17 protein-coding genes are annotated in these 14,789 nt (G+C 62.1%); 8 read left to right on the plus strand and 9 right to left on the minus strand.

From position 1 onward, the window contains the following. Positions 1 to 27: 27 nt before the first annotated feature. From ahpF to JET17_RS16190, 8 genes are all read right to left on the minus strand, one after another. Entirely contained in the window at positions 28 to 1,590 is a 1,563-nt protein-coding gene (ahpF, locus tag JET17_RS16155; protein ID WP_012315032.1) for an alkyl hydroperoxide reductase subunit F, read from the minus strand. A gap of 124 nt (positions 1,591 to 1,714) precedes the next feature. Then, positions 1,715 to 2,278 carry an alkyl hydroperoxide reductase subunit C gene (ahpC, locus tag JET17_RS16160; protein ID WP_012315033.1) on the minus strand — a complete coding sequence of 188 codons (564 nt, stop codon included), beginning with the start codon at positions 2,276 to 2,278 and terminating at the stop codon, positions 1,715 to 1,717. A gap of 268 nt (positions 2,279 to 2,546) precedes the next feature. Beyond that, complete coding sequence (gorA, locus tag JET17_RS16165) at positions 2,547 to 3,902, minus strand: glutathione-disulfide reductase (RefSeq protein WP_012315034.1); 1,356 nt, start codon at positions 3,900 to 3,902, stop codon at positions 2,547 to 2,549. 98 nt (positions 3,903 to 4,000) lie between these two features. Further along, complete coding sequence (gene galU / locus JET17_RS16170; protein WP_012315035.1) at positions 4,001 to 4,840, minus strand: UTP--glucose-1-phosphate uridylyltransferase GalU; 840 nt, start codon at positions 4,838 to 4,840, stop codon at positions 4,001 to 4,003. A 48-nt stretch (positions 4,841 to 4,888) separates the two neighbouring features. Then, complete coding sequence (locus JET17_RS16175) at positions 4,889 to 6,250, minus strand: UDP-glucose dehydrogenase family protein (protein ID WP_012315036.1); 1,362 nt, start codon at positions 6,248 to 6,250, stop codon at positions 4,889 to 4,891. 100 nt (positions 6,251 to 6,350) lie between these two features. Beyond that, positions 6,351 to 7,265, minus strand: a complete 915-nt coding sequence (locus JET17_RS16180) for a c-type cytochrome (RefSeq protein WP_012315037.1) — start codon at positions 7,263 to 7,265, stop codon at positions 6,351 to 6,353. Further along, positions 7,262 to 7,912, minus strand: coding sequence for a c-type cytochrome (locus JET17_RS16185; RefSeq protein WP_012315038.1), 651 nt, complete (start codon positions 7,910 to 7,912; stop codon positions 7,262 to 7,264). The genes JET17_RS16180 and JET17_RS16185 overlap by 4 nt, the downstream gene beginning before the upstream one ends. Positions 7,913 to 8,057: 145 nt before the next feature. Continuing rightward, the gene (locus JET17_RS16190; protein WP_012315039.1) at positions 8,058 to 8,417 is read right to left on the minus strand and encodes a hypothetical protein; all 360 of its coding nucleotides are present in this window, start codon (positions 8,415 to 8,417) and stop codon (positions 8,058 to 8,060) included. Between the two features lie 160 nt (positions 8,418 to 8,577). On the opposite strand from JET17_RS16190, the gene JET17_RS16195 reads away from it, so the two are divergent. From JET17_RS16195 to csrA, 8 genes are all read left to right on the plus strand, one after another. After that, on the plus strand, positions 8,578 to 8,880 hold the full coding sequence (locus JET17_RS16195) for a DUF1883 domain-containing protein (protein WP_012315040.1): 303 nt from the start codon (positions 8,578 to 8,580) through the stop codon (positions 8,878 to 8,880). A 7-nt stretch (positions 8,881 to 8,887) separates the two neighbouring features. After that, a complete protein-coding gene (locus JET17_RS16200; protein WP_012315041.1) occupies positions 8,888 to 9,058 on the plus strand; it encodes a hypothetical protein in 171 nt (56 codons plus the stop codon). Between the two features lie 16 nt (positions 9,059 to 9,074). Continuing rightward, complete coding sequence (locus JET17_RS16205; RefSeq protein WP_012315042.1) at positions 9,075 to 10,151, plus strand: NAD(P)H-dependent flavin oxidoreductase; 1,077 nt, start codon at positions 9,075 to 9,077, stop codon at positions 10,149 to 10,151. A gap of 154 nt (positions 10,152 to 10,305) precedes the next feature. Continuing rightward, positions 10,306 to 11,064: a molybdate ABC transporter substrate-binding protein gene (gene modA / locus JET17_RS16210; protein WP_012315043.1), complete on the plus strand. Its 759-nt coding sequence runs from the start codon at positions 10,306 to 10,308 to the stop codon at positions 11,062 to 11,064. Continuing rightward, on the plus strand, positions 11,064 to 11,744 hold the full coding sequence (gene modB, locus JET17_RS16215; protein ID WP_012315044.1) for a molybdate ABC transporter permease subunit: 681 nt from the start codon (positions 11,064 to 11,066) through the stop codon (positions 11,742 to 11,744). Before modA ends, modB begins: the two co-directional genes overlap by 1 nt. Position 11,745: 1 nt before the next feature. Next, a complete protein-coding gene (modC, locus tag JET17_RS16220) occupies positions 11,746 to 12,837 on the plus strand; it encodes a molybdenum ABC transporter ATP-binding protein (RefSeq protein WP_012315045.1) in 1,092 nt (363 codons plus the stop codon). 57 nt (positions 12,838 to 12,894) lie between these two features. Next, positions 12,895 to 13,917 (plus strand): DNA topoisomerase IB, encoded by a 1,023-nt coding sequence (locus tag JET17_RS16225; RefSeq protein ID WP_012315046.1) that lies wholly within the window; start codon positions 12,895 to 12,897, stop codon positions 13,915 to 13,917. A 252-nt stretch (positions 13,918 to 14,169) separates the two neighbouring features. Next, a complete protein-coding gene (csrA, locus tag JET17_RS16230; RefSeq protein WP_012315047.1) occupies positions 14,170 to 14,367 on the plus strand; it encodes a carbon storage regulator CsrA in 198 nt (65 codons plus the stop codon). A 62-nt stretch (positions 14,368 to 14,429) separates the two neighbouring features. Here the strand turns inward: csrA and JET17_RS16235 are convergent, their stop codons facing one another. Continuing rightward, complete coding sequence (locus tag JET17_RS16235) at positions 14,430 to 14,783, minus strand: response regulator (protein WP_012315048.1); 354 nt, start codon at positions 14,781 to 14,783, stop codon at positions 14,430 to 14,432. Positions 14,784 to 14,789 lie beyond the last annotated feature (6 nt).

Raw genomic sequence — 14,789 nt, forward strand, 5'->3', positions numbered from 1 at the left:
AAGCATAGACACCCCCGGTTTTCAGGATTACGCCGGCGCCGAGGTACGGATCAGGTGATCGAAGGCCGCCAGCGATGCCTTGGCACCCTCGCCCACCGCAATGACGATCTGTTTGTACGGCACGGTGGTCACATCGCCGGCTGCGAACACGCCCGGGATGCTGGTCGCACCTCTGGCATCGACGATGATCTCACCGCGCGGCGACAGCTCGACCGTCCCCTTGAGCCAGTCGGTGTTAGGCAACAGGCCGATCTGCACAAAGATACCTTCCAGCGCCAGGTCATGCTGCTCGTCGGTGGTACGGTCCTTGTAGCGCAGGCCGGTTACCTTCTCGCCATTGCCCACCACTTCGGTGGTCAGCGCGCTGGTGATCACCTTGACGTTCGGCAGGCTGTGCAACTTGCGCTGCAGCACGGCATCGGCACGCAGCTGGCTGTCGAATTCGATCAACGTCACCTGGGCGACGATGCCTGCCAGGTCAATGGCTGCTTCCACGCCGGAGTTGCCGCCGCCGATCACCGCCACACGCTTGCCCTTGAACAACGGGCCGTCGCAGTGCGGGCAGTAAGCCACGCCACGGGCGCGGTATTCCTGCTCACCCGGCACGTTCATTTCGCGCCAGCGGGCGCCGGTGGCGAGGATCACAGTCTTGGCTTTGAGCGAGGCACCGCCGGCAAGGCGTACTTCGTGCAGGCCGCCGTCGGTGGCAGGAATCAGTGCTTCACCGCGCTGCAGGTTCATGATGTCGACGTCGTACTGCTTGACGTGCTCTTCCAGTGCAGTTGCCAGTTTCGGCCCCTCGGTTTCCTGCACCGAGATGAAGTTCTCGATGGCCATGGTATCGAGCACCTGGCCGCCGAAGCGCTCGGCAGCGACACCGGTACGGATGCCTTTGCGTGCTGCGTAGATGGCGGCCGCGGCACCGGCGGGGCCACCGCCGACCACCAGCACATCAAAGGCGTCCTTGGCGTTGATCTTTTCGGCCTGGCGGGTGCCGGCGTTGGTGTCGATCTTGCCGAGGATTTCTTCCAGGCCCATGCGCCCCTGGCCGAACACTTCGCCGTTCAGGTAGATGCTGGGCACTGCCATGATCTTGCGCGACTCGACTTCATCCTGGAACAGCGCACCGTCGATGGCCACGTGGCGTACGTTCGGGTTGAGCACCGCCATCAGGTTCAGCGCCTGGACCACGTCCGGGCAGTTCTGGCACGACAGCGAGAAGTAGGTCTCGAAGGTGAACTCGCCTTCCAAGGCCTGGATCTGCTCGATCACTTCGGCACTGGCCTTGGAGGGGTGGCCGCCAACTTGCAGCAGCGCCAGCACCAGGGAGGTGAATTCGTGGCCCATGGGGATGCCGGCAAAACGCAGGCTGATGTCAGCGCCCGGGCGGTTGAGCGAGAACGAAGGCCGACGGGCGTCGGTGCCGTCCGCGCTCAAGGTAATGAGGTTCGACAGGCTGGCAATTTCCACCAGCAGGTCGTGCAATTCGCGGGACTTCGCGCCGTCGTCGAGGGAAGCAACGATCTCGATCGGCTGGGTGACCCGCTCCAGGTAGGTTTTCAGTTGCGATTTAAGCGTGGCGTCCAACATACGGGCGATTCCTTTTTCAATCTTCGGATACAAAAACGCCCAGGCAATAGCGCCCGGGCGTTTGGCGGGGCAGTGAGTACTTCAGCTTTGGCGGCTGCTCACCGCCCACGACTGGCGCACGGTCTTAGATTTTGCCGACCAGGTCCAGGGATGGCGCGAGGGTAGCTTCGCCTTCTTTCCACTTGGCTGGGCAGACTTCGCCTGGGTGAGCGGCGATGTACTGGGCAGCCTTGACCTTGCGCAGCAGCTCGCTGGCGTCGCGGCCTACACCACCGTCGTTGATTTCGACGATCTTGATCTGGCCTTCCGGGTTGATCACGAAGGTACCGCGATCGGCCATGCCGGCTTCTTCGATCAGCACGTCGAAGTTGCGCGAGATGACGTGGGTCGGGTCACCGATCAGCGGGTACTTGATCTTGCTGATGGTGTCGGAAGTGTCGTGCCAGGCTTTGTGGGTGAAGTGGGTGTCGGTGGACACACCGTAGATTTCCACGCCCAGCTTTTGGAACTCGGCGTAGTTGTCAGCAAGGTCACCCAGCTCGGTCGGGCAGACGAAAGTGAAGTCGGCCGGGTAGAAGAACACGACAGACCACTTGCCCTTCAGGTCGGCTTCGCTTACCTGAACGAATTCGCCGTTGTGGAAGGCGGTGGCGTTGAACGGTTTGACCTGGCTGTTGATGATAGGCATGAGAGACGCTCCTTCATGGGGTTGAAATCAGTTGACGGAGAGAATCCTAACCGCTGGTCGCCACGAAGGCTCATTGGCAAACCTCATGCTTGCGATTGGTTTTGGCTATAAGCGAGGTTTATTAATAGAAGGGATTGGGCTGAGCAAAGGATTGCGCAAGCATTCAATAGCCTTATAGCTGGCAAGCCAACACACAAGTACAGCGCCGAGCTTGAGAGCTGGGCCGTACCTGTGGGAGCCGGCTTGCCGGCGATGGGGTCCGTGAGGTTTAGCGCGTAACGGTCCGCATGGTGACGAACTCTTCCGCCGCCGTCGGGTGCACGCCAATGGTCTCGTCGAACTGCTGCTTGGTAGCGCCTGCCTTCAGGGCAACACCCAACCCCTGGATGATCTCGCCGGCATCAGGGCCGACCATGTGGCAGCCCAGCACCTTGTCGGTCTCGGCGTCCACCACCAGCTTCATCAGGGTCTTTTCCTGGATGTCGGTGAGGGTCAGCTTCATGGCGCGGAAGCGGCTCTCGAAGACCTGCACCTTGTGCCCGGCTTCCAGCGCCTGCTCTTCAGTCAGGCCCACGGTACCGATCGGCGGCTGGCTGAAAACTGCGGTGGGGATGTTCTGGTAATCCACCGGGCGGTACTGCTCGGGTTTGAACAGGCGCCGCGCCACGGCCATGCCTTCGGCCAGGGCGACCGGGGTGAGCTGCACGCGGCCAATCACATCACCAATGGCCAGGATCGACGGGGCGGTGGTCTGGTACTGCTCGTCGACGCGGATATAACCGCGCGCGTCCAGCTCCACACCGGTGTTCTCCAGGCCCAGGTTGTCGAGCATCGGGCGTCGGCCGGTGGCGTAGAACACACAATCGGTGACCAGCTCGCGGCCATCCTTGAGCGTGGCCTTGAGGCTGCCGTCCTCAAGCTGCTCGATGCGCTGGATATCGGCATTGAACTGCAAGTCCATGCCGCGTTTTTCCAGTTCTTCCTTCAGGTGGGTACGCACCGAGCCGTCGAAGCCGCGCAGGAACATCTCGCCGCGGTACAGCAAGGTGGTGGCGGCGCCCAGGCCTTGGAAAATGCCGGCAAACTCGACCGCGATATAGCCGCCCCCCACCACCAGCACCCGGCGTGGCAGTTCTTTGAGGTAGAACGCCTCGTTGGAGGTGATGGCCAGTTCTTTGCCCGGGATATCCGGCACCTGTGGCCAGCCACCCGTAGCGATGAGGATGTGCCCGGCGCTGTAGCGCTGGCCTTGCACTTCCACTTCGTTGGCGCCGGTGATGCGCGCATGGCCTTCCAGCAAGGTCACGCCGCTGTTGACCAGCAGGTTGCGATAGATGCCGTTGAGGCGCTCGATTTCGCGGTTCTTGTTGGCGATCAGGGTACCCCAGTCGAAGTGGCCCTCTTCCAAGGACCAGCCGTAGCCGGCTGCCTGCTCAAGCTCATCGGCGACGTGGGCGCCATACACCAGCAGCTTCTTGGGCACACAACCAACGTTGACGCAGGTGCCACCCAGGTAGCGGCTCTCGGCCACCGCCACTTTTGCGCCAAAGCCCGCGGCGAAGCGTGCCGCTCGCACACCACCGGACCCGGCACCAATCACGAACAGATCAAAATCGTAGGCCATGTATTCAGTCTCCTTGGCTGGCGCTCAGCATACCGCCGTTGGCCGCCACAAACAAAAAAGCCACCCCGAAGGGTGGCTCGTCGACCTGCAGGGGCTTATCAGTAAGCCTTGCCAGTCTTGTAGTAGTTCTCGAAGCAGAAATTGGTCGCGTCGATATAGCCTTCGGCGCCACCGCAGTCGAAACGCTGGCCCTTGAACTTGTAGGCGATCACGCAGCCGTTCTGTGCCTGCTGCATCAGTGCGTCGGTGATCTGGATCTCGCCGCCCTTGCCCGGTGGGGTGTTGCGGATGATATCGAAGATATCCGGGGTCAGGATGTAGCGGCCGATGATCGCCAGGTTAGATGGGGCGTCTTCCGGCGCAGGCTTTTCGACCATGTTGGTCACACGGAAGATGTCATCGCGGATCATGTCGCCGGCAATCACGCCGTACTTGTTGGTTTCCTGCGGATCGACTTCCTGGATGGCGATGATCGAGCAGCGGAACTGGTTGTACAGCTTGACCATCTGGGTCAGTACGCCATCACCTTCCGGGTTGACGCACAGGTCGTCCGCCAGCACCACGGCAAACGGTTCGTCACCGATCAGCGGCTGGCCGGTCAGAATGGCGTGGCCCAGGCCTTTCATTTCGGTCTGGCGGGTGTAGGAGAACGAGCACTCGTTGAGCAGGCGGCGGATGCCGACCAGGTATTTTTCCTTGTCGGTGCCTTTGATCTGGTTTTCCAGCTCGTAGCTGATGTCGAAGTGGTCTTCCAGGGCGCGCTTGCCGCGGCCGGTGACAATGGAAATCTCGTTCAGGCCAGCGTCCAGGGCCTCTTCAACGCCATACTGGATCAGTGGCTTGTTGACCACCGGCAGCATTTCCTTGGGCATGGCTTTGGTAGCAGGCAGGAAGCGAGTGCCGTAACCGGCTGCCGGGAACAAGCATTTCTTGATCATATACGTCCTTAAACAAAGGCAGAGCCTGTGGAATTCGGCGCAGTCTAATCAGGCGGCAGTCACCTTACAATGCCCCGCCTGCGGCCGACCGATGCCATGATAGAGATAACCCAGTGTAGATAGTTCCAAGGGATCGTAAATATTACGGCCATCAAATATCACCGGCATGCGCATCAGCCCGCGCACACGGCTGAAATCCGGTTGGCGGAACTGCTTCCATTCAGTCACCAGGGCCAGTGCATCGGCACCTTCCACGCAGGCGTAGGGGTCATCGGTGAGTTTCAGTTGGCCATTGGCCAGCGCCTGCGCATAGCGCTCGGCAACCCCGGCCAGCGCCACCGGGTCACAGGCCTGCACGCGTGTACCTGCGGCCAGCAAGGCATCGAGCAGCACCAGGCTGGGCGCTTCGCGCAGGTCATCGGTGCCCGGTTTGAAAGCCAGCCCCCATACCGCCACGGTACGCCCACGCATGAACCCACCGAAATGCTGCTGCAGCGCGGTGAACAACAGGGTTTTCTGCTGATCGTTGCGCGCTTGTACTGCCCGCAGGATTGCAGGCTGATAACCTTGCTGCTCGGCTGTGCGGACCAACGCGCGGATATCCTTCGGGAAGCATGACCCCCCATAACCACAGCCGGCATAGATGAAATGGCTGCCGATGCGCCGGTCGCTACCAATGCCGTGGCGCACTTGTTCTATGTCCACGCCCAGGTGTGCGCACAGCCCGGCAAGTTCATTGATGAACGATATTTTGGTTGCCAGGAAGGCATTGGCTGCGTACTTGCTGAACTCGGCCGCACGCGGGGACATCACCAGGATACGTTCGCGATTGCGCACAAAGGGCGCGTAGAGGCGTTGCAGGCACTGCCGTGCTGCCTCGTTGTCCGTGCCGATGATGATGCGGTCCGGGCGCATGAAATCGTCGATGGCGCTGCCTTCCTTGAGAAACTCCGGGTTGCTCGCCACCTCGACAGTAAAACCGGCGCTGCGGTCGCGCAGGCCCTGCATCACGTGCCGGGCCACGCGCTCTGCGGTGCCGACTGGCACGGTGGACTTGTTGACCACCAGGCAACTGCGCGGCAAATGGCGGCCAAGGCTGTCGGCCACGGCCAGCACGTGCTCCAGATCGGCCGAGCCATCTTCCTGGCTGGGCGTGCCGACAGCGATGAACACCACCTGCGCCTTGGCCAGCGACGGCTGCCACTGGTCGCTGAAGCTCAGCAGCCCTTGGCCGACCCCAGACTGCAGCAGTGCCTGCAGCCCCGGTTCATGGATCGGACACTGGCCCTGACGCAGTTGTGCCAGGCGGTGCGGGTCGCGCTCCAGGCACACCACCCGGTTGCCCATCCCGGCGAAACAGGCTGCCGTCACCAGCCCTACATACCCTGCCCCGATCACACAGAGGTCCATGGCCGCGCTCCTTGAGTGAGATAGCGGACATTGCTACCCCACGGGGGTTGCAACGCGGTGACGGCGGGATGACAGAACAGTGAGGCCAAGGATGAGCGCGTCAGCTACCGGTTCCCTGCCCGATCAGCACCCCCTCGACCTTCTGCCCATACAGGTTGACCCCGTCGTTGGCATGGAACTTCACCCGGGTTTTCTCGACAGAGCCATCCACCAGCCGAGGGTCCTGCGGCCGTTCGTGGCGATTGACCCAGGCCGCCACATCCCACGCCTGCTGATCACTCAGGCTGCCTGGCCGGCCCAGCGGCATGTTGTGCTTGATGAAGGAGGCCGCCGTATTGATCCGGTGCATGCCGGCGCCCCAGTTGTAGGAATCCTTGCCCCACAAGGGCGGCATCACGTATTCGCCGGCCACTTTCTGCCCCTCGCCATTATCACCGTGGCAGATGGCGCACTGTTCGCGGTAGACCTGCTGGCCGCGCTTGAAGTCGTAGCCACCCTGGGGTTGCGGTACTTCAGGGTACCCACGCCCGGCGATCTCCACACCCGTAGGCGCTTTGGTGGACAGCCAGTAGGCATAGGCCGACAGCGCAGTCATCTGCGGGCTGTCGGCGGCGGGGGGCTTGCCGTTCATGCTGAACTGGAAGCAGCCTTGGATACGTTCGGCGTAGGTGTTGACCTTGTCGTTCTTCTTGCGATATGCCGGGTACATCGGGTAAGCACCCCACATCGGCGCGGAGTGTGCCAAGCGGCCTTGGTCCAGGTGACAGTTGCTGCAGTTCATGCCATTACCCACCGCCTCGGGCATCAGTCGGCGGGTGTCGACGAACAGCGCATGGCCTTCGCGCACCATTTTGCCGAAGGCGTTGTCTGGCAGTTCGCTTTCAGCAGGAGGCTCGAACTGCGTTGCGGCCTGGGCAGCCGGAATATTCAGCTGCGACTGGTCTTCCATGGCGATGGGCGCCGCAACAGCATGCCCCATGGCCGACAGCAGCAACGCTGGCATCAATACTTTCATGGCTTGACCTCCTGGCTGGCGGGTTTGGCAAAGAATTCGGCAATTGCCATGACCTCTTGATCGGTCATGGCCTTGGCCACACCGACCATCAGCTGATTGGGGTCGTTGCTGCGGCTGCCATCGCGCCAGCCGTTGAGTTGCGCCACCAGGTAGCTGGCAGGCTGCCCGGCCAAGGGCGGAAAGTGCTCGCCAACTCCACTGCCACCAGGGCCATGGCATTGCACGCAACCGGGAATATTGCGGCTCCAGTCGCCGTAAAGGGCCAGTCGGGTGGTGGGGTCGTCTGCGATTTGCTGGCGGCGCAAGCCGGGGGTCGGGTCGCCAGGCAGGCTGGCCAGGTAGTCGCTGACGGCCGTGATCTCATCCTCGGTCAAGGCTTTGGCCAGCGGCTCCATCACTGCCTGTTTACGGCTGCCGGCACGCCAGTCATGCAACTGCTTGCTCAGGTAGCCGGCCGGCAGGCCGGCCAAACGTGGGAACCCAGCGGCGGCTATGCCCTTGCCGTCCGCACCATGGCAGCCCATACAAGCCATGGCGGCGGGGTTGGCGCCACCCTGGGTGAAGATCTTCTGGCCATCGGCGGCGTGCGCCATGGGCCAGGCCAGGATCAGCAGGCTGCCGATCAGGACTCGACTCAACGGGGTCATCACGAATCTCCATTTCTTTTGTTATAAGCTTAGGCTTAAAACACATAAGCAAATGGATACTAGCCCCGCCAGGGAATTGCCAACAACGCCAACCCGACCAACAGATGGCAATTGGCCTTGTTAACCGCGCTTTAGTTGAGCCAGATCAACCGCCAGAGATGCACTTGGTCGCCGCCGTGCGCACATCACCAAGGCGCAGCGGGAAGTTGTTCAAGCGTTCATGCAGCTTGATGCTGCTGCCGCTGCCACGTTCCTCGATGTCCACCAGTGCCGCTGGCCCGGCGCCGGCAGTCAGCTTTTGCGGCACGATCAACCGCAGGCCATCGTCGCGCTGCTCTTCGACCAAGGGATCACGGGTGTTCGCCAGCTCCTGCTTGACACAGTCGGCATACTCGCGGGGCGTCTTGCCAGAGATCACATCCATCGTTTCGTGCGACTGCTCCAGCTCGGAAACGCTGACACAACCACCCAGCGTCAGGGACAACGCCGCCACCATCCACTTCATTTGGCATACCTCAGCTATCAGGAATGCATCAGACCACGGCCAGGCACTTTTGCTCCGTGCTTTGGCAGATTTATCTAGCCCCATGCCATAAGGCGCGCCAGCCAATCCCGACATCGTGGTATCGTTCGCGTTTGCAGAACCCGACTTTGCGGAGCACCCCATGAAATTCGTACACCAGCGCGAGCATCTCAACGAGGACGACATCGTTGTCATCGAGTGCTCTCAACGCTGCAACATCCGCCTGATGAACGACGCCAACTTCCGCAGCTTCAAAAATGGCGGCCGACACACTTACCACGGCGGCCACTTCGAGCGTTTTCCGGCCAAGATCACGGTACCCAGCACCGGTTTCTGGAACATCACCATCGACACCGTGACCACCCGCCCGATCTCGGTAACGCGCAAGCCGACCTTGACCCACAAGATCAAGGTCATCCGTCGTTCGTCGTCCAAACTCAGATAAGACCGCCATGACCCAGAACATCAAGTACGTCATCAAATACAAGCTCGACGGCGAACGCCGCTGGGATTTCGCCGTCATGCCCGATGCCTCGCACGAGCAGGCACTCGATGCCCTGCGCAAGATCCACGGCGACGACGCCGACAAGATCAGCGACATCCAGGTGAGCAAAGCACTTTAAGGCCCAGGAGAACCGCATGAGCAACTGGCCCGACCGTCGTATTCTCGATCTGCTGGGCATCGAGTTGCCCATCCTCCAGGCGCCCATGGCCGGCGCCAGCGGCTCGCCCCTGGCCATCGGGGTGGCCAAGGCCGGCGGCCTGGGCGCCCTGCCCTGTGCCATGCTCACGGGCGAGCAGGTGCGCGCCGAGATTGTCGCGTTTCGCAGTGCTTGCCCGGGCCTCCCGCTGAACCTTAATTTTTTCTGTCACCAGCCGCCCGCCCCCGACATCGACCGCGACACGCGCTGGAAGCTGGCACTCCAACCTTATTACACAGAGGTTGGCGCCGACTTCCAGGCCCCCACACCGGTTTCCAACCGTGCACCGTTTGACGAGCACAGCTGCCAGCTGGTCGAGCAATTGCGCCCTGAGGTGGTGAGTTTCCACTTCGGCCTGCCCGAAGCTGCGTTGCTGCAGCGTGTGAAAGCATCCGGGGCCAAGGTGCTGTCCAGTGCCACCACAGTGGAAGAGGCGCTGTGGTTGGAGGCCAACGGTTGCGACGCGATCATTGCCATGGGCTTTGAAGCCGGTGGCCATCGCGGCATGTTCCTCAGCGAAGACATCAACAGCCAGATCGGCACCTTCGCCCTTGTGCCACAGGTTGCCGATGCGGTGGACCTGCCGGTGATCGCCGCTGGCGGCATCGCTGACCACCGCGGCCTGGTTGCAGCATTGGCCCTGGGTGCGAGCGCCGTGCAAATCGGCACGGCCTACCTGTTCTGCCCGCAGGCCAAGGTATCTGCGGCCCACCGACGTGCGCTGGACAGTGCACCGGCCAGCGACACGGCCCTGACCAACCTGTTCACCGGGCGCCCGGCACGCGGCATCAACAACCGCCTCATGCGCGAGCTGGGGCCGATGAGTGAACTGGCGCCACACTTCCCCTTGGCTGGCGGCGCGCTGATGCCGTTGCGGGCAATCACCGACCCGCAAGGCAGCAGCGACTTCAGCAATTTGTGGGCGGGGCAAGCGTTGCGGCTGGGCAAGGCAATGCCGGCTGAACAGTTGACCCGGGAGATTGCAGAGAAGGCGCTGGCGCTGGTTGGGCGTTAGGAATTTACCTGGGGCGCCGGTTTAAGGGCGCTGTGGTGTATGGCACCGGCTGTGCCGGCTCCTACAGGACGCCAGACAGCACCTTTCAGCTTGGGGTCTATCGCTATATAGTTACCGCTATAACGATAACCTGCACTCCTAGGGAGCTGTCTTCATGCGTATCCGCCTGCCCCACCCGGCCGCCACTGCCCTGGCCTGCCTGCTATCAACCAACAGCGCCTGGGCCGACGAGGTGCAGGTTGCGGTCGCTGCAAACTTCACCGCGCCGATCCAGGCCATCGCCAAGGACTTCGAGAAAGACACTGGCCACAAGCTGATCGCCGCCTATGGCGCCACGGGGCAGTTCTACGCACAGATCAAGAATGGCGCGCCATTCGAGGTGTTCCTCGCCGCCGATGACAGCACCCCGGCGAAGCTGGAGCAGGAACAGGATATAGTCCCCGGCTCGCGCTTCACCTATGCCATAGGTACCCTGGCCCTGTGGTCGGCCAAGGAGGGTTACGTGGACGCCAAGGGTGAGGTATTGAAGAAAAACCAGTACAAGCACCTGTCCATCGCCAACCCGAAAGCGGCGCCCTACGGCCTGGCCGCCACTCAGGTACTGGCCAAGCTTGGCCTGGCTGAAGCCATCCAGGGCAAGATCGTCGAAGGCCAGAACATCACCCAGGCCTTCCAGTTCGTCTCCACCGGCAACGCCGAACTGGGCTTCGTCGCCCTGTCGCAGATCTACAAAGACGGAAAAGTCACCAGTGGTTCGGCCTGGGTCGTGCCGTCCGAACTGCATGACCCTATCCGCCAGGACGCCGTCATTCTCAACAAGGGCAAAGACAACCCGGCGGCCAAGGCACTGGTTGAATACCTCAAAGGCCCCAAAGCCACCGCACTGATCAAATCCTATGGTTATGAACGCTGATGCCACTGGACGCCAGTGACCTGGGTGCCATCTGGCTGACGGTGAAACTGGCCAGCCTGACCACCCTGATCTTGCTGCTCATCGGCACGCCTATCGCCTGGTGGCTGGCGCGCACGCGCTCTTGGCTGCGCGGTCCGGTGGGTGCGGTGGTGGCGCTACCACTGGTGCTGCCGCCGACGGTGATCGGTTTTTACCTGCTGATCGCGCTCGGCCCGCATGGCTGGATAGGCCAGGCCACCGAGGCGCTGGGCCTGGGAAGCGTGGTGTTCAGTTTCACTGGCCTGGTGATCGGCTCGACGGTGTACTCCCTGCCGTTCGTGGTGCAACCGCTGCAGAACGCCTTCTCTGCCATCGGCCAGCGCCCGCTGGAAGTTGCCGCCACCTTGCGCGCCAGCCCGTGGGACACCTTCGTGCATGTAGTACTGCCGCTCGCTCGGCCTGGTTTCATCACCGCCACCATTCTCGGTTTCGCCCACACCGTAGGCGAGTTTGGCGTGGTGCTGATGATCGGTGGCAACATCCCCGACAAGACCCGCGTGGTCTCGGTGCAGATCTTCGATCACGTCGAGGCCATGGAGTATACGCAAGCCCACTGGCTGGCCGGTGCCATGCTGGTGTTCTCGTTCCTGGTGCTGCTTCTGCTGTATGCGGGACGCCGTGGCAAGCCTGGCTGGAGCTGAAATGACCGGATCGATTGTGGCGCGCCTCAAGCTTGCGCGTGACGACTTTACTCTGGATGTCGACCTGCAGCTCCCAGGGCGCGGCATCAGCGCGCTGTTTGGCCATTCCGGCTCGGGTAAGACGTCGTGTTTGCGCTGCCTGGCCGGCCTGGAAAGGGCCGCGAGCGCTTACATCGAGGTCAACGGTGAAGTCTGGGAAGACAGTGCGCGCGGCTATTTCCAGGCGCCACACCTGCGCCCGGTCGGCTACGTGTTCCAGGAGGCCAGTCTGTTCCCGCACTTGTCGGTGCGCGGCAACCTGGAGTTCGGCTGGCGGCGAATTGCACCCGGCGAGCGCAAGGTCAGCCTCGACCAGGCCTGCCAGCTGCTGGGCATCAGCCACCTGCTCGAGCGCAGGCCCGCAACCCTGTCGGGCGGCGAGGCCCAGCGCGTGGGTATCGCCCGCGCGCTGCTCAGCAGCCCGCGCCTGTTATTGATGGATGAGCCCCTGGCCGCACTGGACGGACCGCGCAAACGCGAGATCCTGCCCTACCTGGAGCGCCTGCACGATGAACTGGACATTCCGCTGGTATACGTCAGCCATGCCCAAGATGAAGCGGCGCGGCTGGCCGACCACCTGGTGCTGCTGGAGCAAGGCAGAGCCACGGCCAGCGGCCCGATTGGCCAGACACTCGCCCGCCTGGACTTGTCGCTGGCCCAGGGCGACGATGCCGGGGTAGTGTTCGAGGGCGTGGTGGTTGGCCACGACCCCCATTACGGTTTGCTCGACCTGCGCCTGCCTGGTAGTGAAGCGCCGTTGCTGCGCATTACCCACACGGCGCACAACATGGGCAGCACCTTGCGCGTCAAGGTTCAGGCCCGCGACGTCAGCCTGACGCTGTCGGCAGATGGCGCCTCCAGCATCCTCAACCGGCTGGCAGTGCGGGTGCGTGACGTGCACCCGGCAGACAACCCCGCACATGTACTGGTCAGCCTGGATGCTGGCGGCAATACCCTGCTGGCGCGCATCACCCGCTTCTCGGCGGACCAGCTCGGCCTGCACCCGGGGCAAGCTTTGTACGCGCAGATAAAGTCGGTAGCGCTATTGGGCTGAGCATCGTACGCGCGGCCGCTGTCCATTGATCAGTGACCTGATCGAGGCCTGCCGCCCATGCTTGACTGTACCTTACCCGCCAGCCTGCATTACGTTGACGATAGCCAGCCCGGCCTGAGCCGGCGCCGCTGGCGCGACCGTTTCATCTACCTCGATGCCCAAGGCCAACGCGTGCGCGACAGCGAGACGCTGGCGCGCATCGCCGCCCTGGTGATACCACCGGCGTACACCGATGTGTGGATCTGCGCCGACCCGCAGGGTCACCTGCAAGCCACAGGGCTCGATGCACGTGGCCGCAAGCAATACCGTTACCATGCTCAGTGGCGCGAGCTGCGCGACCAGCACAAATATGGGCGCATGCTGTCCTTCGCCCAGGCTTTGCCCAAGCTTCGCGCACAATTGGAAGTACACCTGGCGCGCCCAGGGCTGGACCGGGAAAAGGTCATGGCGCTGGTGGTCAGCCTGCTGGACCACACACTGATCCGCATCGGCAACCAGCGCTACCTGCGCGACAACAAATCCTACGGTCTGACCACGCTGCGCAACCGCCACGTCAAGGTCGAGGGCAGCACCATCCGCTTCCAGTTCCGCGGAAAGCGTGGCGTGGAACACAATGTCACCCTGCGCGACCGACGCCTGGCCAACCTGCTCAAACGGTGCATGGAGCTGCCGGGGCAGACGCTGTTCCAGTACCTGGACGAAGAAGGCCAGCGGCACAGCATTGGGTCCAGTGAGATCAACCAGTTCCTGCAACAACTGACCGGGGCCGATTTCACTGCCAAGGATTACCGCACCTGGGCAGGTAGCAGCCTGGCACTGAGCCTGCTCAGGCCCCTGGCCTGGGAGCCGGAGAGCGAGGCAAAGCGCCAGGTTGCGAACATCGTCAAGCAGGTAGCCGCGCGCCTGGGCAACACCCCGGCCGTGTGCAGGCGCTGCTACATCCACCCTGCCGTGCTGGAGCATTATGCCCTGGGGCGCTTGGCAGAGCTTCCTGGCCGCCGTGTGCGCAAAGGCCTTGATCCTGAAGAAGTGGCGTTGCTGTTGTTTTTGCAGGCACTGGAGCAAGCACAAGCCAATTGAGTGAGCCTATGCCTGTAATCATGCAGAGAAATTTCCCATTAAGGCCGAAGCCCCCTATCCTTGCCACCGAGCACCTTCGCCGGGACGCTTACCGCGTTTTACAACGGCACCTGCAACTAAAGACACACAACAGAATTTGTCTTACGGGGAATTAATATCCGCCGAAAGCGTCTTTAATGAGAAGGAAGAGGGACAGGCTCCCACCACTGCGGCACTTGCCGGGTGGATTTCGATATCACCAAGGAGAACTACATGCTGATACTCACCCGTAAGGTTGGCGAAAGCATCGTCATCAACGATGACATCAAAGTCACCATTCTGGGCGTGAAGGGGATGCAGGTGAGGATTGGCATCGATGCACCAAAGGATGTTCAGGTGCACCGTGAAGAAATCTTCAAGCGTATCCAGGCCGGCAGCCCTGCCCCGGAAAAGCACGACGACCAACACTGATTGCGACACTTCAAGCCGCACGGACGCGCTTGATCGATTGGGTACACACCGCAGCCCGAGCCTCAGGCGCCAAGCAGCTCGCGCACCTTGGCGATCAACTTGTCCACGTCGAACGGTTTGTCGAACGCCGCAGCGAACAGCTCCGGGCGTCCTTGGCTGGCCTGCGCGCCACTCATCAGGATCACCGGAAGGTCGGGCAGTTGTAGCTCTTTGCGGATCGCCAGCACCAACTCTTCGCCGTTGAGCACCGGCATCATGTAGTCGGTGATCACCAGATCCACGCGTTTTTCCTGTAACGCTTCCAAGGCCTTGCGCCCGTTGCTCGCCTTTTCCACCAGAAAGCCTTCGTCCTCCAAGGCAAAGCCCAGGATATCGGCGATCAGGTATTCGTCATCGACGATCAGGATAGTGTTCATCAGTAG

It is taken from the genome of Pseudomonas putida, assembly GCF_016406145.1.
GTDB lineage: Bacteria > Pseudomonadota > Gammaproteobacteria > Pseudomonadales > Pseudomonadaceae > Aquipseudomonas > Aquipseudomonas putida_E.